This is a genomic window from Citrobacter koseri ATCC BAA-895 (assembly GCF_000018045.1).
In the GTDB taxonomy this organism is placed as follows: Bacteria; Pseudomonadota; Gammaproteobacteria; order Enterobacterales; family Enterobacteriaceae; genus Citrobacter_B; species Citrobacter_B koseri.
Genome location: NC_009792.1, coordinates 4,496,040 through 4,521,965 on the forward strand (window position 1 = coordinate 4,496,040; position 25,926 = coordinate 4,521,965).

At 57.9% G+C, this 25,926-nt stretch carries 30 protein-coding genes; 28 read left to right on the forward strand and 2 right to left on the reverse strand.

Annotated features, from left to right (window positions below; translation table 11 throughout):
- Positions 1 to 149 precede the first annotated feature (149 nt).
- Positions 150 to 395 carry a sulfurtransferase TusA gene (gene tusA, locus CKO_RS20890; protein WP_012135585.1) on the reverse strand — a complete coding sequence of 82 codons (246 nt, stop codon included), beginning with the start codon at positions 393 to 395 and terminating at the stop codon, positions 150 to 152.
- 170 nt (positions 396 to 565) lie between these two features.
- On the opposite strand from tusA, the gene CKO_RS20895 reads away from it, so the two are divergent.
- Together CKO_RS20895 and CKO_RS20900 are read left to right on the forward strand one after the other, a co-directional pair.
- Positions 566 to 1,231 carry a 7-cyano-7-deazaguanine/7-aminomethyl-7-deazaguanine transporter gene (locus CKO_RS20895; RefSeq protein WP_012135586.1) on the forward strand — a complete coding sequence of 222 codons (666 nt, stop codon included), beginning with the start codon at positions 566 to 568 and terminating at the stop codon, positions 1,229 to 1,231.
- 72 nt (positions 1,232 to 1,303) lie between these two features.
- Positions 1,304 to 1,861, forward strand: a complete 558-nt coding sequence (locus tag CKO_RS20900) for a DcrB family lipoprotein (RefSeq protein WP_024131033.1) — start codon at positions 1,304 to 1,306, stop codon at positions 1,859 to 1,861.
- 3 nt (positions 1,862 to 1,864) lie between these two features.
- Here CKO_RS20900 and CKO_RS20905 read toward each other — a convergent pair whose 3' ends face one another.
- Complete coding sequence (locus CKO_RS20905; RefSeq protein WP_012135588.1) at positions 1,865 to 3,082, reverse strand: MFS transporter; 1,218 nt, start codon at positions 3,080 to 3,082, stop codon at positions 1,865 to 1,867.
- Between the two features lie 131 nt (positions 3,083 to 3,213).
- On the opposite strand from CKO_RS20905, the gene CKO_RS20910 reads away from it, so the two are divergent.
- From CKO_RS20910 to nikR, 26 genes are all read left to right on the forward strand, one after another.
- Positions 3,214 to 4,263, forward strand: coding sequence for an AI-2E family transporter (locus tag CKO_RS20910; RefSeq protein ID WP_012135589.1), 1,050 nt, complete (start codon positions 3,214 to 3,216; stop codon positions 4,261 to 4,263).
- 324 nt (positions 4,264 to 4,587) lie between these two features.
- Entirely contained in the window at positions 4,588 to 4,965 is a 378-nt protein-coding gene (locus CKO_RS20915) for a hypothetical protein (protein WP_125337100.1), read from the forward strand.
- 151 nt (positions 4,966 to 5,116) lie between these two features.
- Entirely contained in the window at positions 5,117 to 6,178 is a 1,062-nt protein-coding gene (locus CKO_RS20920; RefSeq protein WP_012135593.1) for a class I SAM-dependent methyltransferase, read from the forward strand.
- A gap of 57 nt (positions 6,179 to 6,235) precedes the next feature.
- Positions 6,236 to 6,958, forward strand: coding sequence for a beta-ketoacyl synthase chain length factor (locus tag CKO_RS20925; RefSeq protein ID WP_012135594.1), 723 nt, complete (start codon positions 6,236 to 6,238; stop codon positions 6,956 to 6,958).
- A gap of 41 nt (positions 6,959 to 6,999) precedes the next feature.
- Entirely contained in the window at positions 7,000 to 7,770 is a 771-nt protein-coding gene (locus tag CKO_RS20930; RefSeq protein ID WP_228096617.1) for a lysophospholipid acyltransferase family protein, read from the forward strand.
- On the forward strand, positions 7,751 to 8,008 hold the full coding sequence (locus tag CKO_RS20935) for a phosphopantetheine-binding protein (protein WP_024131035.1): 258 nt from the start codon (positions 7,751 to 7,753) through the stop codon (positions 8,006 to 8,008). Before CKO_RS20930 ends, CKO_RS20935 begins: the two co-directional genes overlap by 20 nt.
- 12 nt (positions 8,009 to 8,020) lie before the next feature.
- Positions 8,021 to 8,272: an acyl carrier protein gene (locus CKO_RS20940; protein ID WP_012135597.1), complete on the forward strand. Its 252-nt coding sequence runs from the start codon at positions 8,021 to 8,023 to the stop codon at positions 8,270 to 8,272.
- Between the two features lie 6 nt (positions 8,273 to 8,278).
- Entirely contained in the window at positions 8,279 to 8,860 is a 582-nt protein-coding gene (locus tag CKO_RS20945) for a COG4648 family protein (RefSeq protein WP_024131036.1), read from the forward strand.
- On the forward strand, positions 8,857 to 10,218 hold the full coding sequence (locus CKO_RS20950) for a class I adenylate-forming enzyme family protein (RefSeq protein ID WP_012135599.1): 1,362 nt from the start codon (positions 8,857 to 8,859) through the stop codon (positions 10,216 to 10,218). Before CKO_RS20945 ends, CKO_RS20950 begins: the two co-directional genes overlap by 4 nt.
- A complete protein-coding gene (locus tag CKO_RS20955; protein ID WP_012135600.1) occupies positions 10,205 to 10,558 on the forward strand; it encodes an ApeI family dehydratase in 354 nt (117 codons plus the stop codon). The genes CKO_RS20950 and CKO_RS20955 overlap by 14 nt, the downstream gene beginning before the upstream one ends.
- Complete coding sequence (locus CKO_RS20960) at positions 10,549 to 12,240, forward strand: glycosyltransferase family 2 protein (RefSeq protein WP_012135601.1); 1,692 nt, start codon at positions 10,549 to 10,551, stop codon at positions 12,238 to 12,240. The genes CKO_RS20955 and CKO_RS20960 overlap by 10 nt, the downstream gene beginning before the upstream one ends.
- A 3-nt stretch (positions 12,241 to 12,243) precedes the next feature.
- Positions 12,244 to 12,666, forward strand: a complete 423-nt coding sequence (locus CKO_RS20965; protein WP_012135602.1) for an acyl-CoA thioesterase — start codon at positions 12,244 to 12,246, stop codon at positions 12,664 to 12,666.
- Positions 12,663 to 13,268, forward strand: coding sequence for a LolA family protein (locus CKO_RS20970; RefSeq protein ID WP_012135603.1), 606 nt, complete (start codon positions 12,663 to 12,665; stop codon positions 13,266 to 13,268). The genes CKO_RS20965 and CKO_RS20970 overlap by 4 nt, the downstream gene beginning before the upstream one ends.
- A complete protein-coding gene (locus CKO_RS20975; protein WP_012135604.1) occupies positions 13,237 to 15,561 on the forward strand; it encodes an MMPL family transporter in 2,325 nt (774 codons plus the stop codon). Before CKO_RS20970 ends, CKO_RS20975 begins: the two co-directional genes overlap by 32 nt.
- 122 nt (positions 15,562 to 15,683) lie before the next feature.
- Positions 15,684 to 16,235 (forward strand): DUF3261 domain-containing protein, encoded by a 552-nt coding sequence (locus tag CKO_RS20980; RefSeq protein ID WP_096753934.1) that lies wholly within the window; start codon positions 15,684 to 15,686, stop codon positions 16,233 to 16,235.
- Between the two features lies 1 nt (position 16,236).
- On the forward strand, positions 16,237 to 17,406 hold the full coding sequence (locus CKO_RS20985) for a beta-ketoacyl-[acyl-carrier-protein] synthase family protein (protein WP_012135606.1): 1,170 nt from the start codon (positions 16,237 to 16,239) through the stop codon (positions 17,404 to 17,406).
- Positions 17,403 to 17,879 carry a hotdog family protein gene (locus CKO_RS20990; protein ID WP_012135607.1) on the forward strand — a complete coding sequence of 159 codons (477 nt, stop codon included), beginning with the start codon at positions 17,403 to 17,405 and terminating at the stop codon, positions 17,877 to 17,879. The genes CKO_RS20985 and CKO_RS20990 overlap by 4 nt, the downstream gene beginning before the upstream one ends.
- Positions 17,876 to 18,607: a 3-ketoacyl-ACP reductase FabG2 gene (locus CKO_RS20995; protein ID WP_012135608.1), complete on the forward strand. Its 732-nt coding sequence runs from the start codon at positions 17,876 to 17,878 to the stop codon at positions 18,605 to 18,607. The genes CKO_RS20990 and CKO_RS20995 overlap by 4 nt, the downstream gene beginning before the upstream one ends.
- On the forward strand, positions 18,604 to 19,833 hold the full coding sequence (locus CKO_RS21000) for a beta-ketoacyl-ACP synthase (RefSeq protein WP_012135609.1): 1,230 nt from the start codon (positions 18,604 to 18,606) through the stop codon (positions 19,831 to 19,833). The genes CKO_RS20995 and CKO_RS21000 overlap by 4 nt, the downstream gene beginning before the upstream one ends.
- A gap of 1 nt (position 19,834) precedes the next feature.
- Positions 19,835 to 20,422, forward strand: coding sequence for a 4'-phosphopantetheinyl transferase AcpT (gene acpT / locus CKO_RS21005; RefSeq protein ID WP_012135610.1), 588 nt, complete (start codon positions 19,835 to 19,837; stop codon positions 20,420 to 20,422).
- A gap of 175 nt (positions 20,423 to 20,597) precedes the next feature.
- Positions 20,598 to 22,172 (forward strand): nickel ABC transporter substrate-binding protein, encoded by a 1,575-nt coding sequence (nikA, locus tag CKO_RS21010; RefSeq protein WP_024131037.1) that lies wholly within the window; start codon positions 20,598 to 20,600, stop codon positions 22,170 to 22,172.
- Positions 22,172 to 23,116 (forward strand): nickel ABC transporter permease subunit NikB, encoded by a 945-nt coding sequence (gene nikB / locus CKO_RS21015; RefSeq protein WP_012135612.1) that lies wholly within the window; start codon positions 22,172 to 22,174, stop codon positions 23,114 to 23,116. The genes nikA and nikB overlap by 1 nt, the downstream gene beginning before the upstream one ends.
- Positions 23,113 to 23,946 carry a nickel ABC transporter permease subunit NikC gene (gene nikC / locus CKO_RS21020; RefSeq protein ID WP_012135613.1) on the forward strand — a complete coding sequence of 278 codons (834 nt, stop codon included), beginning with the start codon at positions 23,113 to 23,115 and terminating at the stop codon, positions 23,944 to 23,946. The genes nikB and nikC overlap by 4 nt, the downstream gene beginning before the upstream one ends.
- The gene (gene nikD, locus CKO_RS21025; RefSeq protein ID WP_012135614.1) at positions 23,946 to 24,710 is read left to right on the forward strand and encodes a nickel import ATP-binding protein NikD; all 765 of its coding nucleotides are present in this window, start codon (positions 23,946 to 23,948) and stop codon (positions 24,708 to 24,710) included. The genes nikC and nikD overlap by 1 nt, the downstream gene beginning before the upstream one ends.
- Positions 24,707 to 25,513 carry a nickel import ATP-binding protein NikE gene (gene nikE / locus CKO_RS21030; protein ID WP_012135615.1) on the forward strand — a complete coding sequence of 269 codons (807 nt, stop codon included), beginning with the start codon at positions 24,707 to 24,709 and terminating at the stop codon, positions 25,511 to 25,513. The genes nikD and nikE overlap by 4 nt, the downstream gene beginning before the upstream one ends.
- 5 nt (positions 25,514 to 25,518) lie before the next feature.
- Positions 25,519 to 25,920 carry a nickel-responsive transcriptional regulator NikR gene (gene nikR, locus CKO_RS21035; RefSeq protein ID WP_012135616.1) on the forward strand — a complete coding sequence of 134 codons (402 nt, stop codon included), beginning with the start codon at positions 25,519 to 25,521 and terminating at the stop codon, positions 25,918 to 25,920.
- The last annotated feature ends 6 nt before the right edge of the window (positions 25,921 to 25,926 follow it).

Here is a 25,926-nt window from a genome sequence, read left to right on the forward strand (position 1 = left end):
AGCGTTAAAACATTGTTTTAGTTTTTACGCTTAAACCGTAGCCGATGCCCTGAAAGATGAAGGTGAAGTGCTTCACAAAAAAGCAGGAAAAATTGAAACGATGGTTTAAAAATGTCGCAGCGGTCACGCCGGTTTTATCCGGCTGAGACTCAATGCTTTTTACGCAGCAAATAGCGATACGGCAGCGAATCCGTCTCTTTCGCCATCAGCTCATGTTCCATAAACGTACAAAAGCCAGGAATATCGCGGGTTGTCGCCGGATCGTCGGCAATAATCAGCAGCGTTTCGCCCGTTTGCATGTTACGCACGGTTTTACGCACCATCATTACCGGTTCCGGGCAGCGTAGCCCCTGGGCATCAAGCGTATGGTCGGGGGAGGAAAACAGATCGGTCATCTTCGTCTCATTCACTAAAAAAACGGCTGTAGTTTACGCCCTGTTTGCCCGTAAGCAAATCAAGTTAACGATTGCGTGAAAAACAACCATTGCAATACGTTTTCAAAGCAGTATGATGCGGCGGTTTTATTGGGTTCCCTCACCCCAAATATCGATCAAAAAGGTACAATATGAACTCCTTTACTCAAATACAGCGCGTAAAAGCGTTGTTCTGGCTATCGCTATTCCACCTACTGGTGATCACCTCCAGTAACTATCTGGTACAGCTTCCGATCTCTGTTTTCGGGTTCCACACGACGTGGGGCGCCTTTAGCTTTCCCTTTATTTTTCTCGCGACCGACCTGACCGTGCGCATTTTTGGCGCGCCGCTGGCACGACGGATAATCTTTGCGGTGATGATCCCGGCGCTGCTCATCTCCTATGTCATCTCATCACTGTTTTATATGGGTTCCTGGCAGGGATTTGGCGCGCTGCTGCACTTCAACCTGTTTGTCGCGCGTATCGCCACCGCCAGCTTTATGGCGTATGCGCTGGGCCAAATTCTGGATGTACACGTCTTTAACCGCCTGCGCCAGAACCGCCGCTGGTGGATGGCCCCCACGGCCTCCACGCTGTTTGGCAACGTCAGCGATACCCTCGCCTTCTTCTTCATCGCTTTCTGGCGCAGCCCCGATGCCTTTATGGCCGAGCACTGGATGGAAATCGCCCTTGTCGATTACTGCTTCAAGGTGCTCATCAGCATTATTTTCTTCCTGCCGATGTATGGCGTATTGCTGAATATGTTGCTGAAAAGGCTGGCAGATAAATCTGAAATCTCGGCATTGCAGACGAGTTAAAGGTTCATTTTCCGAGTTGTGATAAGATGGATGAATGAGCCGTTATGGCCGTTTATCGAAAGGAAGAAGTCAATGCGCAATCTGGTTAAATATGTCGGTATTGGCCTGCTGGTTATGGGGCTTGCGGCCTGTGATAACAACGATACCAATGCTCCGGCAGAGGGAACCTCTACGGAAAGCAACGCAACCGGACAACCTGTCAGCCTGCTGGACGGTAAGCTGACGTTCTCACTGCCAGCGGATATGACCGACCAGAGCGGCAAGCTGGGCACTCAGGCCAATAATATGCACGTCTACTCTGACGCGACAGGCCAGAAAGCGGTGATCGTGATTGTTGGCGATAACACCAATGAAGACCTCGCCGTGCTGGCGAAACGTCTGGAAGACCAACAGCGCAGCCGCGACCCGCAGTTGCAGGTCGTGACCAATAAAGCCATCGAGCTGAAAGGCCACACGCTGCAACAGCTGGACAGCATTATCTCTGCGAAAGGCCAGACCGCGTACTCTTCCGTACTGCTGGGCAAAGTGGATAACCAACTGCTGACCCTGCAAATCACGCTGCCAGCAGACGATCAGCAGAAGGCGCAAACCGCCGCTGAAAACATCATTAACACGCTGGTTATCCAGTAACGGTTAAGACGATGACACGGCCTCCTGCGATACCGCCGGAGGCCGTTTTTTTAACCGCCAGGTCAGCAACAGCGCAATCGCCACCAGACCCGCCGCCGCCAGATAGATAACCGGCACGCCCGCCCAGGTCATCAGCAGCCCCGCCAGCGGCCCGGTCACGCCCAACGATAAATCCATAAACACCGTATAGGTCGCCAGCGCCGCCCCCTGATTCTGCTGCGGCACCGCCTTTACCGCTACCACGCCCAGCGCCGGGAAGACCAGCGAGAACCCCGCCCCCGCCAGTAGCACGCCAATTTTCGCCATCCACGGCATCAGCGCAACGCCCACCAGCAGCAGCCCGATAATCTCCACGCTAAAGCAGATCATCGCCACGTTTAAGCCGCCTAACCGATTGATGCCATTGGGGAACAATAAACGGGCGCCCACAAACGCACAGCTAAACAGCGTGAGCGCGAAGGCGGCGCCATCCCACCCTTTCGCGTCATAAAACAGCGTGATGAAGGTGGCGATAACGCCGAATCCCGCGGATGCCAGCGCCAGCGCCATTCCATACAGCCAGACGCGCCCAAGCACAGCGCGAAACGGCAGCGGTTTGCCCTTACTGGCTTTCACCGCCGGGCGCGGGAGCGCAAACAGCACGGCCAGCAGCGCCACGCCCATGATCGTCAACGCCAGCCCCTGTAACCCGCCCCAGGCGTAAAACAGCACGCCAAGCGGGGCGCCCATCGCCATCGCGCCATACGTGACAATACCGTTCCACGAAATCACCCGGCCAATATGCAGCGACCCCACCACGCCTACGCCCCAGAGCGTTGATCCGGTTCCGGCGAAGCTTTGTCCAATACCCAGAATGACACGCCCCAGGCATAACAGCAGCAGGCTTGCAATCGGCCAGCCGCTGGCGAATCCCGCCAGGAGATAGCTCAGGCCGCTCAGAAAGCAGCCGCACAAACCAAAGACGACAACCTTTTTCGGCCCCAGCAGGTCAGCATAGCGCCCCGCATGAGGGCGGCTCACGAGCGTCGCAAAATATTGTAAGCTTATGACCAGCCCCGCCCAGAAGGCGCTAAACCCCATCACATCATGGACATAGCCCGGCAGGACTGCGAGCGGCAAACCGATCGTCAGATAACTGGCGAAGTTAAAAATCACAACAGAAACGATACGCAGATTGAGGCGCAATCCGCTAAGCGCCGGTTCAGCGACGGGTTCGGGCATGGGAGGTCACCACGTTTTTACAACAGTGTTTCATTTTTATCATGCTGAGTCGCGAAAATCAGTAGCAAGATTAAGAATATTGGTCTCAGACCAGGCGCTACACTTAGAAAAAATGCAAAAAGGAAGATGACATGACAACCCCTCACCCCGACAAAACGGGGATGCATATTCTGCTCAAACTGGCGTCGTTGGTCGTCATACTGGCAGGGCTCCATGCCGCAGCAGATATTATTGTGCAGCTCTTACTGGCGCTCTTTTTCGCCATTGTCCTCAACCCGCTGGTAACCTGGTTTATTCGTCGCGGCGTTAACCGCCCGGTGGCGATTACCCTCGTGGTGGTCGTGATGCTTATCGTACTGACGGCGCTGATCGGCGTGCTGGCTGCGTCAATCAATGAATTCGTCGCCATGCTACCGAAATACAACAAGGAGCTGACGCGTAAGGTTCTGCATTTGCAGGAGATGCTGCCCTTCCTCAACCTGCACATGTCGCCGGAACGCCTGCTGCAACGCATCGACTCCGATAAACTGATGACCTTCACCACCACACTGATGACCGGCCTTTCCGGGGCGATGGCAAGCGTAGTCCTGCTGGTGATGACGGTGGTGTTTATGCTGTTCGAAGTCCGCCACGTTCCCTACAAACTGCGTTTCGCGCTGAACAACCCGCAAATTCACATTGCGGGTTTACACCGGGCGCTCAAAGGCGTGTCGCACTATCTGGCGCTGAAAACGCTGCTGAGCCTGTGGACCGGCGTGATTGTCTGGCTGGGGCTGGCGCTGATGGACATCCAGTTTGCGCTGATGTGGGGCGTGCTGGCGTTTTTACTCAACTATGTCCCTAATATTGGTTCGGTCATTTCAGCAGTGCCGCCGATGATTCAGGCGCTGCTGTTCAACGGTTTCTACGAATGCGTTCTGGTCGGCGCGCTCTTTCTGGTGGTGCATATGATCATCGGCAATATCCTGGAACCGCGCATGATGGGCCACCGCCTGGGAATGTCCACGCTGGTGGTGTTCCTCTCTTTACTGGTGTGGGGATGGTTATTAGGCCCGGTAGGGATGCTGCTTTCCGTTCCGCTTACCAGCGTCTGTAAAATCTGGATGGAGACCACCAAAGGCGGCAGCAAGCTGGCGATTTTACTGGGGCCGGGTCGCCCGAAAAGTCGGTTGCCCGGATAATTAATTTACCTACCAACCAGGGTAGTTTTTATCTACGCACCTGCCCGGTAAACTGTCATGCGTTTTAAATATATGTGGCAGTTTACCTTAAATGAAATATGTCCTGCCGCCCGTTATTTAATAAATAAGAAACAGCATTCACCGGAATAAAGCGACTTAACTCAAACAGATATAACAATATCGCATTCAGCCGGTTTTCGCGTGAAATGAAAAATGCATAAAATAAAAACCGACGCCATTATGGCTGGCGTTCGTTATTAATAAATTAATAAGCACATTATTAGTCAACTAGTTAATTGATAGGGAGTTTTCATGAAACAATTCATTAAATGGTTTGCCGCTATTGCGGTTGTGGGTGCTCTGGCGGGTTGCGCGCGTACTGCGCCTATCGATCAGGTTCACTCCAGCGTGAGCGCGGGCCATACTCAGGAGCAGGTCAAAAACGCCATTCTGAAGGCTGGCGTTCAACGCCAATGGATCATGTCTGAAGTCGGGCCTGGCGTTATCAAAGGACGTCAGCAGACGCGCAACCACGTCGCTGAAGTGCGCATTACCTACTCCGCCACCGGCTACGACATCAAATACGACAGCAGCCTCAATTTGCAGGCTTCCGGCGGCAAAATTCACAAAAACTACAACCGCTGGGTACATAACCTGGACAAAGACATCCAGGTTAACTTGTCCGCAGGCGCGGGTCTGTAATTCAGGCGGTACGCACTTTCATTCAGGTGGCATTGAGCTGAACGTTCACGCGTCAAAAGCGGCGGCCTGAAAGATGACGCGGATTATTAAAGTCGGGTCGAAGACGGCCCGATAACTCGCTTTTACCCCCTCTTAACAGGTTGTCCCCATTATGTACGAACAGGACTCGCTCAGCGCACTGGATGCCATCACGGAAGCACAACGTATCGCCTTCGCCCCCATGCTTTTCCAGGCCGCATTGTGTCTGCGTAACGCGGGTGTGCTGACATATCTGGATCGGCAGGGTAAACGCGGCGCAACGCTCGACGATATCACTGAAAACAGCAGCATCAATGAATATGCCGCCAGCGTACTGCTGGATATGGGATTAAGCGGACGTATTATTACTCACAAAGAGGGGCATTATTATCTCGCGAAGGTGGGGCATTTTCTTCTGCATGACGCCATGACCCGCATAAATATGGATTTCACCCAGGATGTTTGCTATCAGGGGCTGTTTTATCTGGAAAATGCGCTAAAGGAAGGCAAACCGTCAGGACTGAAAATATTCGGCGACTGGCCAACGATTTATCCCGCGTTGTCGCAATTACCGCAGGCGGCGCGTGACAGCTGGTTCGCCTTCGATCATTACTATTCCGACGGCGCATTTGACGCCGCGTTGCCTTATGTATTCGCCAGTCGCCCGGCAACCCTGTACGATGTGGGCGGAAATACCGGGAAATGGGCATTACGCTGCTGCCAGTACGATGAAAATATCGCGGTCACTTTATTAGATTTGCCACAACAAATTGCACTTGCCCGTAAAAATATCGAAAATGCAGGATTATCTCATCGCATAGATTTCCATGCAGTGGATATGCTGGGTGATACGCCTTTACCTGGAGAGGCCGATATCTGGTGGATGAGCCAATTTCTGGACTGCTTTTCACCGGAACAGATTATCACCATGCTCAGTAACGTTGCCCGAGTGATGAAACCCGGCGCAAGGCTGTGCATTATGGAGCTGTTCTGGGATGCGCAGAAATTTGAAGCGGCCTCTTTTAGCCTGAATGCGTCTTCGCTTTATTTTACCTGTATGGCAAATGGCAACAGCCGTTTCTACAGCGTAGAGAAGTTTTATCACTATCTGGACATGGCAGGGTTCCAGGTGGATGAACGCCATGACAACCTGGGCGTTGGGCATACTTTATTGATATGCCAAAAGAAAAAATAACAAAGTGACGTTAAAAAAACGTCACTGGTATCACCGGATTACCGCGGACGCGCGTTGATGAAATTTGCACTAAACATAACAGACTGGCAGGCCAGAGCCCCAGGACTTAGCGAAGCGACCCACTGGCAGCAGTGGTCGCGGGAGCCGTACGCCATCGATCCCGCCGCGCCGCAGGCAAAACTGCACGAACTCCCGATGATGACCGCCCGGCGGCTCAGTTCCGGCAGCAAACTGGCGGTAGAGTGCGGGCTGGCCATGCTGCGTCGCCACGATATCGACGCGGTGCTCTATACCAGCCGCCACGGCGAACTGGAGCGTAACTACCGCATCCTGCACGCGCTGGCGATGGAACAGGCGCTCTCTCCCACCGATTTCGCCCTGTCAGTACACAATTCCGCGGTCGGTAATCTGACCATTGCCGCAAAACAGCCAGTTGTCTCATCCTCGCTTTCCGCCGGGAGAGACACCTTCCAGCAAGGGTTATGCGAAGTGATGTGCCTGCTTCAGGCGGGTTATCAGCGGGTACTGATGGTCGATTTCGACGGCTTCCTACCCGAGTTTTACCATCCGCGATTACCGCCGCAGATGCCGAGCTGGCCTTACGCCGTCGCCTTTGTCATTGAAGCGGGGAATACGCTGTCCTGCGCCACGCAGCCCGGTACGCCTCAGGATGAAACGCCGCTTCCGCAAAGCCTGCTGTTTTTACAACGTTACTTACAAAACGCCGACGCCTTTACGCTGCCGGGCGAGCGGGTAGAGTGGCAGTGGAGCCGCGCGTGAACACGCTTCTGGCGCGCCTGGATTGGGCATGGCGACTGGTGATGACCGGTTTTTGTTTTGCCCTGTTCGGCATCGGCGGGCTGTTGCTTTCTGTCGTGTGGTTCAACTTATTGTTACTATTGGTATGGAACCCCGTCAGACGCCGCCGCCTGGCCCGTCGCAGCATTGCGGCCAGTTTTCGCGCCTTTTTAACGGTAGCGAAAACGCTTGGCGTTCTGGACTACCGCATTGAGGGGAGCGACGTGCTGCGACAGGAGAAAGGGTGTCTGGTGGTGGCGAACCATCCCACGCTTATCGATTACGTGCTGCTGGCTTCCGTCATGCCCGAAACCGACTGCCTGGTGAAGAGCGCACTGCTGAAAAACCCGTTCGTCAGCGGCGTTATTCGCGCGGCGGATTACCTGATCAACAGCCAGGCCGACGCGCTGTTACCGGCCTGCCAGCAGCGTCTGGATCAGGGCGACACAATATTGATTTTCCCCGAAGGGACGCGAACGCGACCCGGTGAAAAAATGACGCTGCAACGCGGCGCGGCCAATATCGCCGTGCGCTGCGGCAGCGATTTACGCGTAGTGACTATCCACTGTAGCGAGCATCTGCTGGATAAGCAGAGCAAATGGTATGACGTGCCTCCCGCGAAACCTCTGTTTACCGTAGAGGTACGCGAGCGGATCGCGATCGACCCGTTTAACGATGCAAATTTACAAGAACCGGCGCTGGCGGCAAGGCAGTTGAACCGGCATCTTTTGCTTCAATTACAACCAGGTGCTACACCTCTTTCAGGAATTAATGATGCAAGCGCTCTACCTTGAAATTAAAAATCTCATAATAAATACGCTGAATCTGGACGAGCTGTCCGCTGACGATATCGATACCGAGGCGGCGCTCTTTGGTGATGGTTTAGGACTGGATTCGATCGATGCCCTTGAGCTGGGGCTGGCGGTGAAAAACCAGTATGGCGTGGTGCTCTCCGCAGAGAGCGAAGAGATGCGTCAGCACTTCTTTTCCGTCGCCACGCTGGCATCTTTCATTCACGCTCAACGAGCCTGAGGCGAGTCCGTTATGACAGAACAACATGCCATTTATGAAGAAGTCTCCGCGCTTCTGGTCAAACTGTTTGAAATCGACCCTCAGGACATCAAACCTGAGGCGCGCCTGTATGAAGATCTGGAGCTGGACAGCATCGACGCCGTCGACATGATCGTGCATCTGCAAAAGAAAACCGGTAAGAAAATCAAGCCGGAAGAGTTCAAAGCGGTGCGTACCGTGCAGGATGTCGTCGACGCCGTAGAACGCCTGCTGAAAGAAGCGTAATACGCCATGTCAGGCGCTCACGCGCGTATGGGTATTCAGTTGCTGACCGGCCTGATGCTGCTGGCCTGGCCATTTTTGATCTGGTTTGGGCTGACGCATAACAGCCTCCACTGGCTGCTGCCGCTGATGGCGTTGCTGCTCTTTTTACGCTTTCGTCAGACCCGGCGACAGGCGGGGCCGCTGCGCGTCGTCACTCAGGTGGCGGCGGTGGCGGGCATAGCGCTTTGCGTCGCCAGCTATCTGCTTAAAACACATCAACTGCTGCTGTTTTACCCGGTCGTTGTTAACGGCGTCATGCTTGCCGTTTTTGGCGGCTCGCTGTGGACATCCATGCCGATTGTCGAACGTCTGGCGCGACTGCGTGAACCTGCGCTGCCGGAAGCCGCAGTGCGCTACACCCGTCGCGTAACACAAATCTGGTGCGCCTTTTTCATCGGCAACGGCGGTATTGCGCTCTTTACCGCGCTACACGGCGACATGGCGCTATGGACCGCCTGGAACGGCATGATTGCCTATCTGCTGATGGGCGCGTTGATGGCGGGCGAGTGGCTGGTGCGCCGCCAGGTGATTAAACGAGAAACACAATGAAGCAGACCCTTCCGCTCTCCCGCTGGCTCACCGCGCCACGCCCGGATGAAACGCCTGTTGCCTGGCTGGGTGAGGACACCTGGACGCTGGGCCACCTGCGCCATGACGTCGCGCAGTTGGTGAAACACCTGCAACAGCAGGAGGGCGAGCGCTGGGCGCTGTGTTTTGAGAACAGCTATCTGTTTATTGTTGCGCTGCTGGCAACGCTGCATAGCGGAAAAACGCCCGTTATTCCGGGGCATAACCGCGTCTCTCTGCTGGATGAGCAGCGCGCGCTGTTCAACGGCGTGCTCAGCGATAAGACGTCTGGCTGGCACGGCCCGCTGCTGGTGGTCAATACATCACGACAGTTCAGCGCAGAAGCCTTCACATTCGACGATATTGCCGCCGATGCCTTCGTTGAATTGTTTACCTCTGGCTCCACCGGTCAGCCCAAGCGCATCATCAAACCCATCGCGCGGCTGGATTGCGAGGCCGAACTGCTGGCGATGCGTTTTGCCGACCGCCTGGCAGGCTGTCGCGTCGTGGCGTCAGTCGTTCCTCAACATCTGTACGGTCTGACTTTCCGTATTTTCCTACCGATGGCGCTCGGCCTGCCGCTTCATGCCGCAATGCTCTACTACGCAGAGCAGCTTGCCGCGCTAAGCCACGACCACCGCTATGCGTTTATCAGCAGTCCGGCGTTCCTGAAACGCCTCGACCACCGGCTCACGCCGCCGCCGGTCAACATGATCCTTTCCGCAGGCGGTATGCTGCCCTGGGGCGATGTCACGCAAACCGCCGCCTGGCTCAATATCTGGCCGGATGAAATCTACGGCAGCACCGAAACCGGCATTCTCGCCTGGCGCTACCGCCAGCAGGAGGAGATCGCCTGGCTCCCCTTCCCCGGCGTACATTTTCAGCCGGAGGGCGAAGCATTTCGCGCCTTTTCGCCGCTGATCGTGCAGCAGGACGGCCTGTTGCTCGACGATATCCTCCACTTTGATGAGAACGGCCAGTTCCGCCTGATGGGACGCCGGGGGCGCGTCGTCAAAATTGAAGAGAAACGGATCTCGCTCAGCGAAGTTGAACAGCGGCTGCTGGAATTGAAGGGCATCCGCGAGGCGGTCGCGCTGCCTGTTTCACGCGGCGGTCGTCAGGGCATTGGCGTTCTGCTGGTGCTGGATGACGAAACCCGCCAACAATGGCAGCGCTGCGGCGGCAAAGCCCAGGAGCTGACCTGGCGTCGTTCGCTGCTGCCGTGGCTGGAGCCGGTTGCCGTACCTCGCTACTGGCGCGTGATCGACGAGATCCCGGTCAACAGTATGAACAAGCGTGTCTATGCGCAATTACAGGAGTTATTTCATGATACCCCATGAAATTGAGCGCCATCAGGCACAACCCCAACAGCTTGAGATCGTCCTGCATCTCGACCCTTCCCTGTTCTGGTTCAGCGGCCACTTTACCGTGCAGCCGCTGTTGCCCGGCGTCGCGCAGCTGTACTGGGTGATGCATTACGCCACCACGCTGCTCACGCCCGGCTGGCGTTTTCACAGCATCCAGAACGTCAAATTCCAGGCGCCGCTGCTGCCTGAAACCACGGTGACGCTGACCCTGAGCTGGCAGGAAACCCGCCAGCTCCTGACGTTTAGCTATCAGCGCCACGATGGCGACGCGCGGCATACCGCCAGCAGCGGGAAGATCCGGTTATGCCGTTGACCTTCACTCCCTGCGTGCTCATCCCCTGCTACAACCACGGCGCGATGATGGCGCGGGTGCTGGCGCGACTACAGCCGTTTAATCTGCCCTGCATTGTGGTGGATGACGGCAGTGACGAAACAACACATCGGGAATTAGCACAGCTGGCGGCTCAGGAACCGAACCTGACGCTGATCCGCCTGCCGGAAAACGCGGGCAAAGGCGCTGCGGTGATTCGTGGGCTACAGGCAGCCTCAGACGCGGGATTTACCCACGCGGTGCAGGTGGACGCCGACGGCCAACATGCCATTGAAGATATTCCGAAGCTGCTCGAACTGGCGCAGGAAAACCCAGCCGCGCTGATCTCCGGGCAGCCGATCTATGACGATTCCATTCCCCGTTCGCGCCTGTACGGTCGCTGGATAACCCACGTCTGGGTATGGATTGAAACGCTTTCGTTCCAGTTGAAAGACAGCATGTGCGGGTTTCGCGTGTACCCAGTCTCCCCTGTGCTGCAACTGGCGCAGCGCGTCACGCTCGGCAAACGGATGGACTTCGACACCGAAGTCATGGTGCGCCTCTACTGGCAGGGCAACACCAGCTATTTTGTCCCAACCCGCGTTACCTATCCGCTGGACGGGCTGTCCCATTTTGACGCGCTAAAAGACAACTGCCGAATTTCACTGATGCACACCCGCTTGTTCTTCGGCATGCTGCCGCGCATCCCGTCTTTGCTGTTTCGCCGCTCGTCGCCGCACTGGGCGCGCCAACAGGAAGTTAAAGGGCTGTGGGGAATGCGCCTGATGCTGCTGGTCTGGCGTCTGCTTGGGCGTAAGGCGTTCTCGCTGCTGCTTTATCCGGTGGTCGGCGTCTACTGGCTGACGGCAGCGCACGCCCGCAACGCGTCGCAACACTGGCTGACCCGCGTGCGAACGCAACTGACGTCACACCAGCGCCCCGTTCCGTCCCGGCTGACCAGCTTCCACCACTTTCTGCGTTTTGGCGAGGCGATGCTGGATAAAATCGCCAGCTGGCGCGGGGAGCTACAGTTTGGCCGCGATGTGGTCTTTGCGCCGGGCGCAGAAGCGACGCTCAACATCACGGCGCCAACGGGCAAACTGCTGCTGGCCTCGCATCTGGGCGATGTCGAAGCCTGCCGCGCGCTGGCGCAATTGCAGGGCAGCAAAACCATCAACGCTCTGGTGTTCAGCGACAATGCCCAACGTTTTAAGCAGATCATGGACGAGATGGCGCCGCAGGCCGGGCTGAACCTGATGCCCGTCACCGACATCGGCCCGGACACCGCCATCCTGCTGAAAGAGAAGCTGGAACGCGGCGAGTGGATCGCCATTGTTGGCGACCGTATTGCGGTTAACCCACAGCGTGGCGGCGAGTGGCGCGTCTGCTGGAGTCGTTTTATGGGTCAGCCCGCGCCGTTTCCGCAGGGGCCATTTATTCTGGCCTCCATCCTGCGCTGCCCGGTTCAGCTTATTTTCGCTCTGCGCCAGAACGGGAAACGGCATATCCACTGTGAACCGTTCGCCGACCCGCTGCTGTTGCCGCGCGCCGAACGCCAGCAGGCATTACAGCAGGCCATCGACCGCTACGCCGAACGCCTTGAGCACTACGCGCTACAGTCGCCGCTCGACTGGTTTAATTTTTTCGATTTCTGGCAACTGCCGGATGCCAAAAACAAGGAGTAAAGGGTGCTTAACGATCCCCGTTTTACTGCTGAAGTAGAGCTGACCATTCCGTTCCACGACGTCGATATGATGGGCGTTGCGTGGCACGGCAACTATTTCCGCTACTTCGAGATTGCCCGTGAGGCGCTGCTCAACCAGTTCGACTACGGCTACCGCCAGATGAAAGCGTCCGGCTACCTGTGGCCCGTGGTCGATACCCGCGTGAAGTACCGCAACGCGCTGACATTCGAACAACGCATTCGGGTGCGCGCCCGTCTTGAAGAGTACGAAAACCGCCTGCGCATCGGCTACGAAATTTTTGATGCGCAGACGGGAAAACGCGCCACGACGGGTTACACCATCCAGGTAGCGGTAGAAGAGAAAAGCCGCGAGATGTGCTTCGTCAGCCCGGATATTTTGTTTGAACGTATGGGAGTAACGCCATGAGATTCCTGCCGCTGCTGGCGCTGATCATCAGCCCGTTCGTGAGCGCTCTGACGCTCGACGATCTGCAACAGCGCTTTACCGAACAGCCGGTTGTCCGCGCCCACTTCGATCAAACCCGGACGATTAAGGATCTGCCGCAGCCGCTGCGATCCCAGGGCAGGATGCTGATCGCTCGCGACCAGGGGCTGCTGTGGGATCAAACCGCCCCGTTCCCGATGCAGCTGCTGCTGGACGACAAACGGATGGTACAGGTGATCAACGGCCAGCCGCCGCAAGTCATCACCGCCGAAAACAACCCGCAGATGTTCCAGTTTAACCACCTGCTGCGCGCGCTGTTCCAGGCTGACCGCAGCGTGCTGGAGCAGAACTTCCGCGTCGATTTCGCCGATAAAGGCGAGGGGCGCTGGGCGCTGCGGCTGACGCCGATCACCACGCCGCTGGACAAGATTTTCGCCACGATTAACCTGGCCGGACAAACGTATCTGGAGTCAATCCAACTGAATGATAAACAAGGTGATCGCACGGATATCGCACTCACTCAACACCAACTGACGCCCGCTCAACTGACCGATGACGAACGCCAACGTTTTACCGCGCAATAACCGTAAAAGCCTCGCGCTGCTATGGGGTGTCGCCTGCCTGATTATGTTGGGCGCATTGCTGACGCTGCTGCCCCAGTCACGGCTGAACAGCAGCGTGCTGGCAATGCTGCCAAAACAGGCTTTAGGGAACATTCCGCCTGGCCTGAACGACGGTTTCATGCAGCGCCTCGACCAACAGCTGGTCTGGCTGGTAAGCCCGGGTAAACAGGCCGATCCGCAGGTGGCGCGCGACTGGCTCGCGCTGTTGCAAAAATCCCACGCGCTGGCGGACGTCAAAGGCCCGATGGACGCCGACAGCCAGCAGGCATGGGGCGCCTTTTTCTGGCAGCATCGCAACGGCCTGATCGATGAGGCCACCCGCGCTCGTCTGCAAAACGGCGGCGACGCGCAGGCGCAGTGGATTCTGTCTCAGCTGTATTCCGCCTTCTCCGGGGTGAGCGGTAAAGAGCTGCAAAACGATCCGCTGATGCTGATGCGCGGTTCGCAGCTGGCGATGGCGAAAAACGGCCAGCGTCTGCGGCTGATGGACGGCTGGCTGGTCACTCAGGATGAGCAGGGGCACTACTGGTATCTGCTGCACGGCGAGCTGGCCGGTTCGTCGTTTGATATGCAGCAAACGCACCAGCTCGTCACCACGCTCAGCGCGCTGGAAGGTGAACTAAAAACGCGTTATCCGCAGGCGCAGCTGCTGTCGCGCGGTACGGTTTTTTACAGTGATTACGCCAGCCAGCAGGCGAAACAGGATATCTCCACCCTTGGCGTGGCGACGGTTCTGGGCGTGATTCTGCTGATCGTGGCGGTCTTTCGCTCGCTGCGCCCGCTGCTGCTGTGCCTGATATCGATTGGCGTCGGCGCGCTGGCCGGAACCGTCGTCACCCTGCTGATTTTCGGCGAGCTGCACCTGATGACGCTGGTGATGAGCATGAGCATCATCGGCATTTCGGCCGACTATACGCTTTATTACCTGACCGAGCGCATGGTGCACGGCAACGACGCGTCGCCGTGGCAGAGCCTCGCCAAAGTGCGTAACGCCCTGCTGCCGGCGCTGCTGACCACCGTCGCGGCGTATCTGATCATGATGCTCGCCCCTTTCCCCGGCATTCGCCAGATGGCGGTATTTGCCGCCGTGGGATTAAGCGCCTCCTGCCTGACGGTCATTTTCTGGCATCCGTGGCTGTGTCGCGGGCTGCCTGTGCGCCCCGTTCCGGCAATGGTGCTAATGTTGCGCTGGCTGGCGGCGTGGCGGCGCAATAAAAAACTGTCCATCGGCCTGCCTGTGGCGCTGGCGATCTTCTCGCTGGCGGGCATCGCAACGCTGCATGTGGATGACGATATTTCACAGCTACAGGCGCTGCCGCAGCAGATTCTGGCGCAGGAAAAAGCGATCACCGCCCTGACCGGGCAGAGTGTCGATCAGAAATGGTTTGTGGTTTACGGTCAGTCCGCACAGCAAACGCTGGAGCGGCTGGAAGCCTTTACCCCAGCGCTGGAACAGGCAAAGCGTGACGGGCTGCTCAGCGGCTATCGCACGCTTCCGATCAACTCGCTCGCCCGTCAGCGGCAGGATCTGAAGCTACTGAAAAACGCCGCTCCGGCGGTGAACCGCGCGCTACAGAATGCCGGGCTTTCCACGGTTAACCCGGATCTGAACGCCATGCCGGTAACGGTGGACGCCTGGCTTGCCAGCCCGGCCAGCGAAGGCTGGCGGCTGCTGTGGCTGACGCGGGAGAATGGCGAAAGCGGCGTGCTGGTGCCGGTAGACGGCGTGAAGCGGAGCGCCACGCTGAACGCCCTCGCCACGCAATATTCCGGCGTGGCGTGGGTTGACCGAAAAAGCACCTTCGACACGCTGTTCGCCCTCTATCGCAATGTGCTGACGGGACTGCTGTTTGTGGCGCTGGCGGTCATTGCCTGCGGCGCGATGATCAGGCTTGGCTGGCGCAAAGGGCTGGTAAGCCTGGTGCCGTCAGTGCTGTCGCTGGGCTGCGGTCTGGCGGCGCTGACATTGAGCGGCCATGCGGTCAATCTGTTCTCGCTATTGGCGCTGGTGCTGGTGCTGGGGATTGGCATCAACTATACGCTGTTTTTCAGCAACCCACGCGGAACGCCGTTGACCTCGCTGCTGGCGATTACGCTGGCGATGATGACCACGCTGCTGACCCTCGGCATGCTGGTCTTTAGCACCACCCAGGCCATCAGCAGTTTCGGTATCGTACTGGTCAGCGGGATTTTCACCGCATTTCTGTTATCGCCTCTGGCAATGCCCGGTAAAAAAGAGAAAAAAAGAAGATGATCAAACAAACAGCGCACTGGTTGAGACACCTTTTGCCGGATGGCGGCTTTGCCTTATCCGGCCTACGCCAGCGCACAAACCGCAGGCCGGATAAGCGTAGTGCCATCCGGCAGTTTCTGCTGATGACCGCAGCGCTCATTCTGACCGGATGCAGCCACTCGCAGAAAGCGCCGGAAGGCCGCCCGCAGGCGTGGCTGGAACCCGGCGCGCGCGTAACGCTGCCTGCGCCGGGCATCTCTCCGGCGGTCAGTTCGCAACAACTGCTCACCGGCAGCTTTAACGGCAAAACCCAGTCGCTGCTGGTGATGCTCAATGCCGACGAGCAAAAAATCACCCTTGCCGGACTGTCGTCGGTTGGCATCCGCCTGTTCCTGGTCACCTATGATGAGAAAGGGTTGCACACCGAGCAGTCCATCGTGGTGCCGCAGCTGCCGCCCGCCAGCCAGGTTCTGGCCGACGTAATGCTCAGCCACTGGCCGATTAGCGCCTGGCAGCCGCAGTTGCCGACGGGCTGGACGCTCACCGACAACGGCGACAAACGCGAGCTGCGCAATGCCAGCGGTAAGCTGGTGACGGAAATTATCTATCTGAACCGCAAAGGCAAACGCGAGCCAATCAGCATTGAGCAGCATGTGTTCAAATACCACATCACCATTCAATATCTGGGTGACTGATATGATCTATATTTCTGCGATCGGTATGATCAACGCGCTGGGCAACGATACGGATGAGATCGCCACGAACCTGACGCGCGGCGTGGCGCCTGGTATGCGCCCTCGCCCCGGCTGGCTACAGGGGCATCCACAGGCGGTGCTCGCCGGTGTTGACGGCGAACTGCCCGCCATCCCCGATGACTTTGCCGCTCACCGTTCGCGCAACAATCAGCTGCTGCTGGCCGCGCTCGCGCAGATCCAGCCCCGGGTGGATGAGGCCATCGCGCAGTATGGCCGCGATCGCGTCGCCGTGGTGCTCGGCACCAGCACCTCCGGCCTCGACGAGGGTGATGCCCATGTCAACCTGACGCTAAACGGCCAGGAAAGCCTCTCCTGGCAGTACCCGCAGCAGGAGCTGGGCGATCCGTCGCGCTTTCTCAGCCACTGGCTGGCGCTTGATGGCCCGGCATTCACCCTTTCCACCGCCTGTTCCTCCAGCGCCAGAGCGATCATCAGCGGACGCCGACTGATCGAAGCCGGTCTGGCGGACGTGGCGATTGTCGGCGGCGCGGACACCTTAAGCCGGATGCCGATTAACGGCTTCCACAGCCTGGAGTCGCTCTCTCCAACGCGATGCCTGCCGTTCGGCAGGGATCGCAGCGGCATTACCATCGGTGAAGGGGCCGCGCTGATGCTGCTGACCCGCGAACCGCAGCCTGTCGCGCTGTTGGGCGTCGGCGAGTCCAGCGACGCGTACCATATTTCCGCGCCGCATCCGCAAGGTGAAGGCGCGATTCGCGCGATTACCCAGGCGCTCAATGACGCAGGCATCACGCCGACGCAGGTGGGTTATATCAACCTGCACGGCACCGCCACGCCGCTCAACGACCAGATCGAATCGAAAGTCGTGAGTGAACTGTTTGGCGAGAATGTGCCCTGTAGCTCCACCAAACATCTGACCGGGCACACACTGGGCGCAGCAGGAATCACCGAAGCCGCCCTCAGCATGTTGATACTGCAACGCGACTTGCCGCTGCCGCCGCAGGATTTCAGTGATTCGCCGCGTGACCCGGCGTTGCCGCGCTGCGGCATCATCGAACAACCGCGCGCGCTTGAACGCCCGGTGATCTTATCTAACTCGTTCGCCTTTGGCGGCAACAACGCCAGCATTCTGCTCGGGAGGGTTTCATGAGTCGCTATTTATCACCCGGCGAGTATCTGCCGCATGACGCCCCCATGTTGCTGCTCGAAGACGTCGAGTGCGTCACGGACGAGTCCGCCGCCTGCCGCGTCACCGTGGCGCCAGGCGGCGTGCTGGCCCCGTTTCTTGACCCGCAGGGCAATCTGCCCGGCTGGTTCGCGCTGGAACTGATGGCGCAAACCGTCGGCGTCTGGTCAGGCTGGCATCGTCATCAACAGGGTCAGAGCGTCATCTCTTTGGGCATGGTGCTCGGCGCGCGTGAACTCGTCTGCGCCGCAGGCGCCCTCCCCGCCGGGGAAACGCTGACCATCAGGGCCACATTACTCATGCAGGATGAGCGTTTCGGCAGCTTTGAATGCACAATCGACGTGGGGGATAACACGCTGGCGACAGGCCGCGTAAATACGTTCCAGCCCACGCAGGAAGAACTCACCACGCTATTTCAACAGGGAGCTGCAACATGAGTCGTTCCGTTCTGGTTACCGGGGCCAGCAAAGGCATCGGTCGTGCCATCGCCCGTCAACTGGCGGCTGACGGCTTTGTTGTCGGGGTTCACTATCACCGTGACGCGCAGGGCGCGCAAGAAACGCTGGATGCCATTCTCGCCGTCGGCGGCGCAGGCCGTCTGCTCAGTTTTGACGTCGCCAGTCGCGAGCAGTGCCGCGAGGTGCTGGAGCAGGATATCGACGCGCATGGCCCGTGGTATGGCGTGGTCAGCAACGCCGGGATCACCCGCGACGCCGCCTTTCCGGCGCTGAGCGACGACGACTGGGATGCCGTGATCCACACCAATCTCGACAGCTTTTACAATGTGATTCAGCCGTGCATCATGCCGATGATTAGCGCACGTCAGGGTGGACGGATCATTACCCTGTCATCCGTTTCCGGCGTGATGGGCAACCGTGGTCAGGTTAACTACAGCGCCGCAAAAGCGGGCATTATCGGTGCGACAAAAGCGCTGGCGATTGAGCTGGCAAAACGTAAAATCACCGTCAACTGCATCGCGCCGGGGCTGATTGACACCGGCATGATCGCAATGGAAGAGGCCGCGCTGAAAGAGGCGATGTCCATCATCCCAATGAAACGTATGGGCCAAGCAGATGAAGTGGCAGGGCTGGCCAGTTATTTAATGTCGGATATTGCGGGTTACGTTACCCGCCAGGTCATATCCATCAATGGAGGGATGTTATGACGCGTCGCGTTGTGATTACAGGCATGGGCGGCGTCACCGCGTTTGGCGAGAACTGGCAGGACGTTTCCACCAGACTGAAAGCTTACGAAAACGCCGTGCGCCAGATGCCGGAATGGCAGGTTTATGACGGGCTGCATACGCTGCTTGGCGCGCCAGTCGATGATTTCACCCTACCGGCACACTATACCCGCAAGCGTATTCGGGCGATGGGCCGCGTGTCGCTCATGTCCACCCGCGCCACCGAACTGGCGCTGGAGCAGGCAGGGCTTATCGACGATGCGGTGCTGACCAACGGCGAAACCGGGATTGCCTATGGTTCTTCTACCGGCAGTACCGGCCCGGTGAGCGAATTCGCCACCATGCTGACGGAGAAACACACCAACAACATCACCGGCACCACTTACGTGCAGATGATGCCGCACACCACCGCCGTCAACACCGGGCTGTTCTTTGGCCTGCGGGGCCGCGTGATCCCGACGTCCAGCGCCTGCACCTCCGGCAGTCAGGCGATTGGTTATGCCTGGGAAGCGATTCGTCACGGCTACCAGACGGTGATGGTCGCCGGCGGCGCAGAAGAGTTATGCCCGTCTGAAGCGGCGGTTTTTGACACGCTGTTCGCCACCAGCCAGCGCAATGACGAACCGAAAACGACGCCTTCGCCGTTTGATGAAAAGCGCGACGGTCTGGTAATTGGCGAAGGCGCAGGGACGCTGATTCTCGAAGAGCTGGAACATGCCAAAGCCCGAGGGGCGACCATTTACGGCGAAATCATCGGCTTTGCCACTAACTGCGACGCCGCGCATATCACCCAGCCACAGCGTGAAACCATGCAGATTTGCATGGAACAATCGCTGAAAATAGCAGGTTTAAGCGCACAGGATATAGGGTACATTTCCGCCCACGGCACGGCGACCGATCGGGGCGATATCGCAGAAAGTCAGGCAACGGCCGCAATTTATAGCGATAATGTGCCGATCTCCTCGCTAAAAAGCTACTTTGGGCATACCCTTGGCGCCTGCGGGGCACTGGAAGCCTGGATGAGTCTGCAAATGATGCGTGAAGGTTGGTTTGCACCTACGCTAAACTTGAGTCAGCCGGATACCCAATGCGGCGCGCTGGATTACATCATGGGTGAAGCCCGCAAGATTGATTGTGAATTTTTGCAAAGCAACAACTTTGCGTTTGGCGGCATCAATACTTCTATCATTATTAAACGTTGGCCCTGATATGTACCGGATTGTTCTGGGAAAAGTTTCGACACTGAGCACAGGCGCGCTGCCGTCGCCACTGTACGCACAGGCGCCGCAGGGCGCTCGCCGCGCGCGCTGGCTGGCCGGTCGCGTACTGCTTTCCCATGCCCTTTCGCCATTGCCGGAGATTGTGTATGGCGAACAGGGAAAACCTGCTTTTTCTCCTGACACCCGGCTCTGGTTTAACCTGAGTCATAGCGGGGACGATATCGCCCTGCTGCTGAGCGACGAGGGCGAAGTCGGCTGCGACATTGAAGTGATCCGCCCGCGAGATAACTGGCGGTCGCTGGCCAACGCGGTGTTCAGCCTTGGCGAACATGCGGAAGTAGAAGCCGAACATCCCGAACAACAGCTGACGGCGTTCTGGCGCATCTGGACGCGCAAAGAGGCTATCGTAAAACAGCGCGGCGGCAGCGCCTGGCAAATCGTCAGCGTGGACAGCACGCTCAACTCGGCGTTGTCGGTCAGCCAGTGCCAGCTCGATACCCTGAGTCTGGCGGTCTGCACGCCGACACCGTTCACGCTGACCGCTGATTGCGTGCAGCGCCTGGAATCCATCGCGTAAATTTATTGCGGAAAAGGGGCGCACCCGGTGTCCCTTCCGCCGCCGCTACCATATGATTTTCGTATACCTTCCCCCTTTGACCGCCCAACTATTGATCCAGAACACGTCAAAAGTATGATGAATCTTTAGAATCGTCATACTCATTTAGTCGTACCTCTTTTTAATCGAGGCCACCATTTTGTCCAGACTACGCCGCACACTTTTTGCGCTGCTGGCCTGTGCGTCATTCCTCGCGCATGCCGCCGCACCTGACGAGATCACCACCGCATGGCCGGTAAACGTAGGGCCGCTAAACCCGCACCTTTATACGCCTAACCAGATGTTCGCCCAGAGCATGGTGTATGAACCGCTGGTGAAGTATCAGGCGGATGGTTCAGTAAAACCCTGGCTGGCAAAAAGCTGGACCCACTCGGCAGATGGCAAAACCTGGGTGTTTACGCTGCGCGATGACGTAACCTTCTCTAACGGCGAAGCATTTGACGCCCAGGCCGCAGCAGAGAACTTCCGCGCGGTGCTTGATAACCGCCAGCGCCATGCCTGGCTGGAGCTGACGAACCAAATCACCGACGTCAAAGCGCTGAGTAAAACCGAACTGCAAATCACCCTGAAAAGCGCCTATTATCCTTTCCTGCAAGAACTCGCCCTGCCGCGCCCTTTCCGCTTTATCGCCCCGTCCCAGTTTAAAAACAACGAAACGATGAACGGCATTAAAGCGCCTGTCGGAACCGGGCCGTGGGTTCTGAAAGCGTCGAAGCTCAACCAGTACGACGTGCTGGTACGCAATGACCACTACTGGGGCGAAAAACCTGCGATCCGCCAGATAACGATTAAAGTGATCCCGGACCCGACGACCCGCGCGGTAGCCTTTGAGACCGGCGATATTGACCTGCTGTATGGCAATGAAGGACTACTGCCGCTCGATACCTTCGCCCGTTTCAGCCAGACGCCGGAATACCGTACCCAGCTTTCCGCGCCGGTTGAGACCGTCATGCTGGCGCTGAACTCCGCCAAAGCGCCAACCAACGAGCTGGCGGTGCGTGAAGCGCTGAACTATGCGGTAAATAAAAAATCGCTGATCGATAATGCCCTGTACGGCACCCAGCAGATCGCCGATACGCTGTTTGCCCCCTCCGTGCCTTACGCCGACATTGGCCTGAAACCACGCCAGTACGATCCCCAACAGGCTAACGCGCTGCTGGAAAAAGCGGGCTGGAGATTGCCTGCCGGGAAAACCATTCGTGAAAAAGCCGGTCAGCCACTGCACGTTGAGCTGGCCTATATCGGCACCGACGCGCTGAGCAAATCAATGGCGGAAATCATCCAGGCCGATATGCGCAAAGTGGGCGTCGATGTGTCGCTGGTAGGCGAGGAAGAGAGCAGTATTTATGCCCGTATGCGCGATGGCCGTTTCGGGATGATTTTCTCCCGCACCTGGGGCGCGCCGTACGATCCGCATGCGTTTATGAGCTCAATGCGCGTACCGTCCCACGCCGATTATCAGGCGCAGCTTGGGCTGCCGGACAAAGCGCAAATTGATAAAGAAATTGGCGAGGTGCTCACCACTACCGATGAGGCGCAGCGTAAGTCTCTGTATCGCGACATCCTCACGCGTCTGCATAACGATGCGGTGTATCTGCCCATCAGCTATATGTCGATGATGGTGGTGGCGAAACCCGAGCTGGGGAAAATTCCTTATGCGCCCATCACCTCCGAGATCCCATTTGAACAGATCAACCCGGTGAAACCCTGATGCTGCGTTATATTGTGCGGCGCATTTTGCTGCTGATCCCGATGATTTTCGCCGCGTCGGTGATTATCTTTTTGATGCTGCGCATGGGCACCGGCGACCCGGCGCTCGACTATCTGCGGCTCTCTAACTTACCGCCAACGCCAGAGATGGTCGCCTCCACGCGGGTTATGCTGGGGTTGGATCAACCGCTGGTCGTGCAGTACGGCTCCTGGCTGTGGAAAGCGCTGCATCTGGATTTTGGCATCTCTTTCGCCACTCAGCGCCCGGTGCTGGAGGACGTACTGAACTTTCTGCCCGCCACGCTACAGCTGGCGGGCGCGGCGCTGGTGCTGATCCTGCTCACGTCTGTACCGCTGGGGATCTGGGCGGCGCGCCATCGTGACCGTCTGCCGGACTTCATCGTGCGGCTGATCGCGTTTCTCGGCGTATCAATGCCCAACTTCTGGCTCGCCTTCCTGCTGGTGATGTTCTTCTCGGTGTATTTAAAGTGGCTACCGGCAATGGGCTACGGCGGCTGGCAGCACATCATTCTGCCTGCGGTGTCGATTGCGTTTATGTCGCTGGCGATTAACGCCCGCCTGCTGCGCGCCAGCATGCTGGAAGTCGCCGGGCAGCGCCACGTCACATGGGCGCGTCTGCGCGGCCTGAACGCGAAACAAACCGAGCGCCGCCATATTCTGCGTAACGCGTCGCTACCCATGATTACCGCCGTCGGGATGCACATTGGCGAACTGATTGGCGGCACGATGATTATCGAAAACATCTTCGCCTGGCCGGGCGTCGGGCGCTATGCGGTGTCAGCCATTTTTAACCGCGACTACCCGGTCATTCAGTGCTTTACGCTCATTATGGTGGTGGTTTTCGTGGTCTGTAACCTGATTGTTGACCTGCTGAACGCCGCGCTGGACCCGCGCATTCGTCGCCATGAAGGAGCGCATTCGTGAATTTTTTTCTCTCTGCACGCTGGCCGGTGCGCCTGGCGCTCCTCATTATCGCTTTGCTGGCGATCATCGCGCTCACCAGCCAGTGGTGGTTGCCGTACGATCCGCAGGCGATTGATTTACCGTCACGTTTACTGTCGCCGGACAGCCAGCACTGGCTGGGCACCGACCATCTGGGGCGCGATATTTTCTCCCGCCTGCTGGCGGCAACCCGCGTCTCGCTCGGTTCCGTAATCGCCTGTTTGTTACTGGTGTTAGCGCTGGGGCTGATCGTCGGCGGCAGCGCCGGGCTGATGGGCGGTCGCGTCGATCAGTTCACCATGCGCGTCGCGGATATCTTTATGACGTTCCCGACCTCCATCCTCTCTTTTTTCCTCGTGGGCGTGTTGGGGACGGGGTTGACCAACGTCATCATCGCAATCGCCCTGTCGCACTGGGCCTGGTATGCGCGGATGGTGCGCAGCCTGGTGATCTCCCTGCGCCAGCGTGAATTTGTGCTCGCCTCGCGCCTTTCCGGCGCCGGGCATGTGCGCGTGTTTATCGACCATCTGGCCGGGGCGGTGATCCCCTCCCTGCTCGTGCTGGCGACGCTGGATATCGGCCATATGATGCTACACGTCGCCGGGATGTCGTTCCTCGGCCTCGGCGTCACTGCGCCAACGCCGGAATGGGGCGTAATGATTAACGATGCGCGCCAGTATATCTGGACTCAGCCGCTACAGATGTTCTGGCCGGGACTGGCGCTGTTTATCAGCGTGATGGCCTTTAACATGGTGGGTGACGCCCTGCGCGATCACCTTGACCCTCATCTGGTGACGGAGCATGCCCACTGATGCCACAACAAATTGAATTACAAAACATTGTGTTGCAAGCAGACAGACCGTTGGTGCACGGCGTGTCGTTAGCGCTCAGGCGTGGGCGCGTACTGGCGCTGGTAGGCGGCAGCGGCAGCGGTAAATCGCTGACCTGCGCGGCGGCGCTGGGCATCCTGCCCGCAGGCGTGCGTCAGACAGCGGGCGCCATTCTGGCCGATGGTCAGCCGATTTCCCCCTGCAAGCTGCGTGGAATTAAGGTCGCGACCATCATGCAGAACCCGCGCAGCGCCTTTAATCCGCTGCACACGATGGCGGCCCACGCAAAAGAAACCTGCCTGGCGTCAGGTAAACCGGCGGATGACGCCACGCTTATCGCGGCGCTGGAGGCGGTAGGTCTGGAAAATGCCGCGCGGGTGCTGAAGCTTTACCCGTTCGAGATGAGCGGCGGCATGCTGCAACGCATGATGATTGCAATGGCGCTGCTGTGTGACGCGCCGTTCATCATCGCGGACGAACCAACAACCGACCTGGACGTGGTCGCCCAGGCACGAATCCTCGATCTCCTGGAAAGCATTATGCGCAGCCGCGCGCCCGGTATGCTGCTGGTCACTCATGATATGGGCGTCGTCGCGCGACTGGCGGACGATGTGGCAGTAATGGACAACGGCAAGATCGTAGAACTGGGTGACGTTGAAACGTTATTCCGCACCCCGCAGCATAGCGTGACGCGTAATCTGGTTTCGGCGCATCTCGCGCTGTACGGTATGGAGTTAGCCTCATGACGTTACTGACGGTAAGCGGTATTTCCCATCAATACGCGCACGCTAACCTCAGCGGCAAACATCAGCATCACACGGTGCTGAAAGAGGTGTCATTAAGCCTGAAAAGCGGCGAAACCGTGGCGTTATTGGGGCGTAGCGGCTGCGGGAAAAGCACGCTTGCCCGCCTGCTGGTCGGGCTGGAATCGCCGACGCAGGGCCGTGTCTGCTGGCAGGACGAGCCGCTCTCCACGCTTAACCGGGCCAGACAAAAAGCGTTTCGCCGTGATATCCAGATGGTGTTTCAGGACTCAATCAGCGCGGTAAACCCGCGTAAAACCGTACGCGAGATCCTGCGTGAACCGATGCGCCATTTGCTGTCGCTTTCCAGAGCCGAGCAAATCGCGCGCGCCAGCGAGATGCTGCGGGCGGTGGATCTGGACGACACGCTTCTGGATAAACGTCCGCCACAGCTGAGCGGCGGGCAATTACAACGCGTCTGCCTGGCGCGGGCGCTGGCGGTCGAACCCAAATTACTGATTCTGGATGAAGCGGTCTCCAACCTCGATCTGGTATTGCAGGCGGGCGTCATTCGTCTGCTCAAAAAGCTGCAACAGCAGTTCGGCACCGCCTGTCTGTTTATCACCCACGATTTACGTCTGGTGGAACGTTTTTGCCACCGGGTAATGGTGATGGATGAAGGGCAGATTGTTGAGACGCGAACCGTAGGTGACACATTAACCTTTTCCTCTGACGCCGGGCGTGTGTTACAAAATGCGGTACTTCCCGCATTTCCCGTGCGCCGTCGCGCGACAGAAAAGGTTTAATTCAGATGCAACGTGTCACTATTACTCTTGATGACGATTTACTCGAAACGCTGGATAGCCTGAGCCAGCGCCGGGGCTACAACAACCGCTCCGAAGCGATTCGTGACATTCTGCGCGGCGCGCTGGCGCAGGAGGCCACGCAGGAGCACGGCACCCAAGGCTTCGCGGTGCTCTCGTATGTTTATGAGCATGAGAAACGCGATTTAGCCAGTCGCATCGTTTCCACTCAGCATCATCACCATGATTTGTCGGTGGCGACGCTGCATGTACACATTAATCACGACGACTGTCTGGAGATCGCCGTACTGAAAGGCGATATGGGCGACGTTCAGCATTTTGCCGATGACGTCATCGCCCAGCGCGGCGTGCGCCACGGTCATTTGCAGTGTTTGCCGAAGGAAGAGTGATTGCCC

Coding starts and splice junctions, on each gene's coding strand:
- CKO_RS20925 (WP_012135594.1), top strand. CDS start 6,236: ATGAAATTTGCACTAAACATAACAGACTGGCAGGCCAGAGCCCCAGGA.
- CKO_RS20985 (WP_012135606.1), top strand. CDS start 16,237: ATGATCTATATTTCTGCGATCGGTATGATCAACGCGCTGGGCAACGAT.
- CKO_RS20955 (WP_012135600.1), top strand. CDS start 10,205: ATGATACCCCATGAAATTGAGCGCCATCAGGCACAACCCCAACAGCTT.
- CKO_RS20900 (WP_024131033.1), top strand. CDS start 1,304: ATGCGCAATCTGGTTAAATATGTCGGTATTGGCCTGCTGGTTATGGGG.
- CKO_RS20995 (WP_012135608.1), top strand. CDS start 17,876: ATGAGTCGTTCCGTTCTGGTTACCGGGGCCAGCAAAGGCATCGGTCGT.
- nikR (WP_012135616.1), top strand. CDS start 25,519: ATGCAACGTGTCACTATTACTCTTGATGACGATTTACTCGAAACGCTG.
- CKO_RS21000 (WP_012135609.1), top strand. CDS start 18,604: ATGACGCGTCGCGTTGTGATTACAGGCATGGGCGGCGTCACCGCGTTT.
- CKO_RS20910 (WP_012135589.1), top strand. CDS start 3,214: ATGACAACCCCTCACCCCGACAAAACGGGGATGCATATTCTGCTCAAA.
- CKO_RS20960 (WP_012135601.1), top strand. CDS start 10,549: ATGCCGTTGACCTTCACTCCCTGCGTGCTCATCCCCTGCTACAACCAC.
- CKO_RS20935 (WP_024131035.1), top strand. CDS start 7,751: ATGCAAGCGCTCTACCTTGAAATTAAAAATCTCATAATAAATACGCTG.
- CKO_RS20920 (WP_012135593.1), top strand. CDS start 5,117: ATGTACGAACAGGACTCGCTCAGCGCACTGGATGCCATCACGGAAGCA.
- nikB (WP_012135612.1), top strand. CDS start 22,172: ATGCTGCGTTATATTGTGCGGCGCATTTTGCTGCTGATCCCGATGATT.
- tusA (WP_012135585.1), bottom strand. CDS start 395: ATGACCGATCTGTTTTCCTCCCCCGACCATACGCTTGATGCCCAGGGG.
- CKO_RS20940 (WP_012135597.1), top strand. CDS start 8,021: ATGACAGAACAACATGCCATTTATGAAGAAGTCTCCGCGCTTCTGGTC.
- CKO_RS20970 (WP_012135603.1), top strand. CDS start 12,663: ATGAGATTCCTGCCGCTGCTGGCGCTGATCATCAGCCCGTTCGTGAGC.
- nikD (WP_012135614.1), top strand. CDS start 23,946: ATGCCACAACAAATTGAATTACAAAACATTGTGTTGCAAGCAGACAGA.
- nikE (WP_012135615.1), top strand. CDS start 24,707: ATGACGTTACTGACGGTAAGCGGTATTTCCCATCAATACGCGCACGCT.
- CKO_RS20905 (WP_012135588.1), bottom strand. CDS start 3,082: ATGCCCGAACCCGTCGCTGAACCGGCGCTTAGCGGATTGCGCCTCAAT.
- CKO_RS20975 (WP_012135604.1), top strand. CDS start 13,237: ATGACGAACGCCAACGTTTTACCGCGCAATAACCGTAAAAGCCTCGCG.
- CKO_RS20980 (WP_096753934.1), top strand. CDS start 15,684: ATGACCGCAGCGCTCATTCTGACCGGATGCAGCCACTCGCAGAAAGCG.
- CKO_RS20945 (WP_024131036.1), top strand. CDS start 8,279: ATGTCAGGCGCTCACGCGCGTATGGGTATTCAGTTGCTGACCGGCCTG.
- acpT (WP_012135610.1), top strand. CDS start 19,835: ATGTACCGGATTGTTCTGGGAAAAGTTTCGACACTGAGCACAGGCGCG.
- CKO_RS20990 (WP_012135607.1), top strand. CDS start 17,403: ATGAGTCGCTATTTATCACCCGGCGAGTATCTGCCGCATGACGCCCCC.
- CKO_RS20950 (WP_012135599.1), top strand. CDS start 8,857: ATGAAGCAGACCCTTCCGCTCTCCCGCTGGCTCACCGCGCCACGCCCG.
- CKO_RS20930 (WP_228096617.1), top strand. CDS start 7,000: ATGACCGGTTTTTGTTTTGCCCTGTTCGGCATCGGCGGGCTGTTGCTT.
- CKO_RS20895 (WP_012135586.1), top strand. CDS start 566: ATGAACTCCTTTACTCAAATACAGCGCGTAAAAGCGTTGTTCTGGCTA.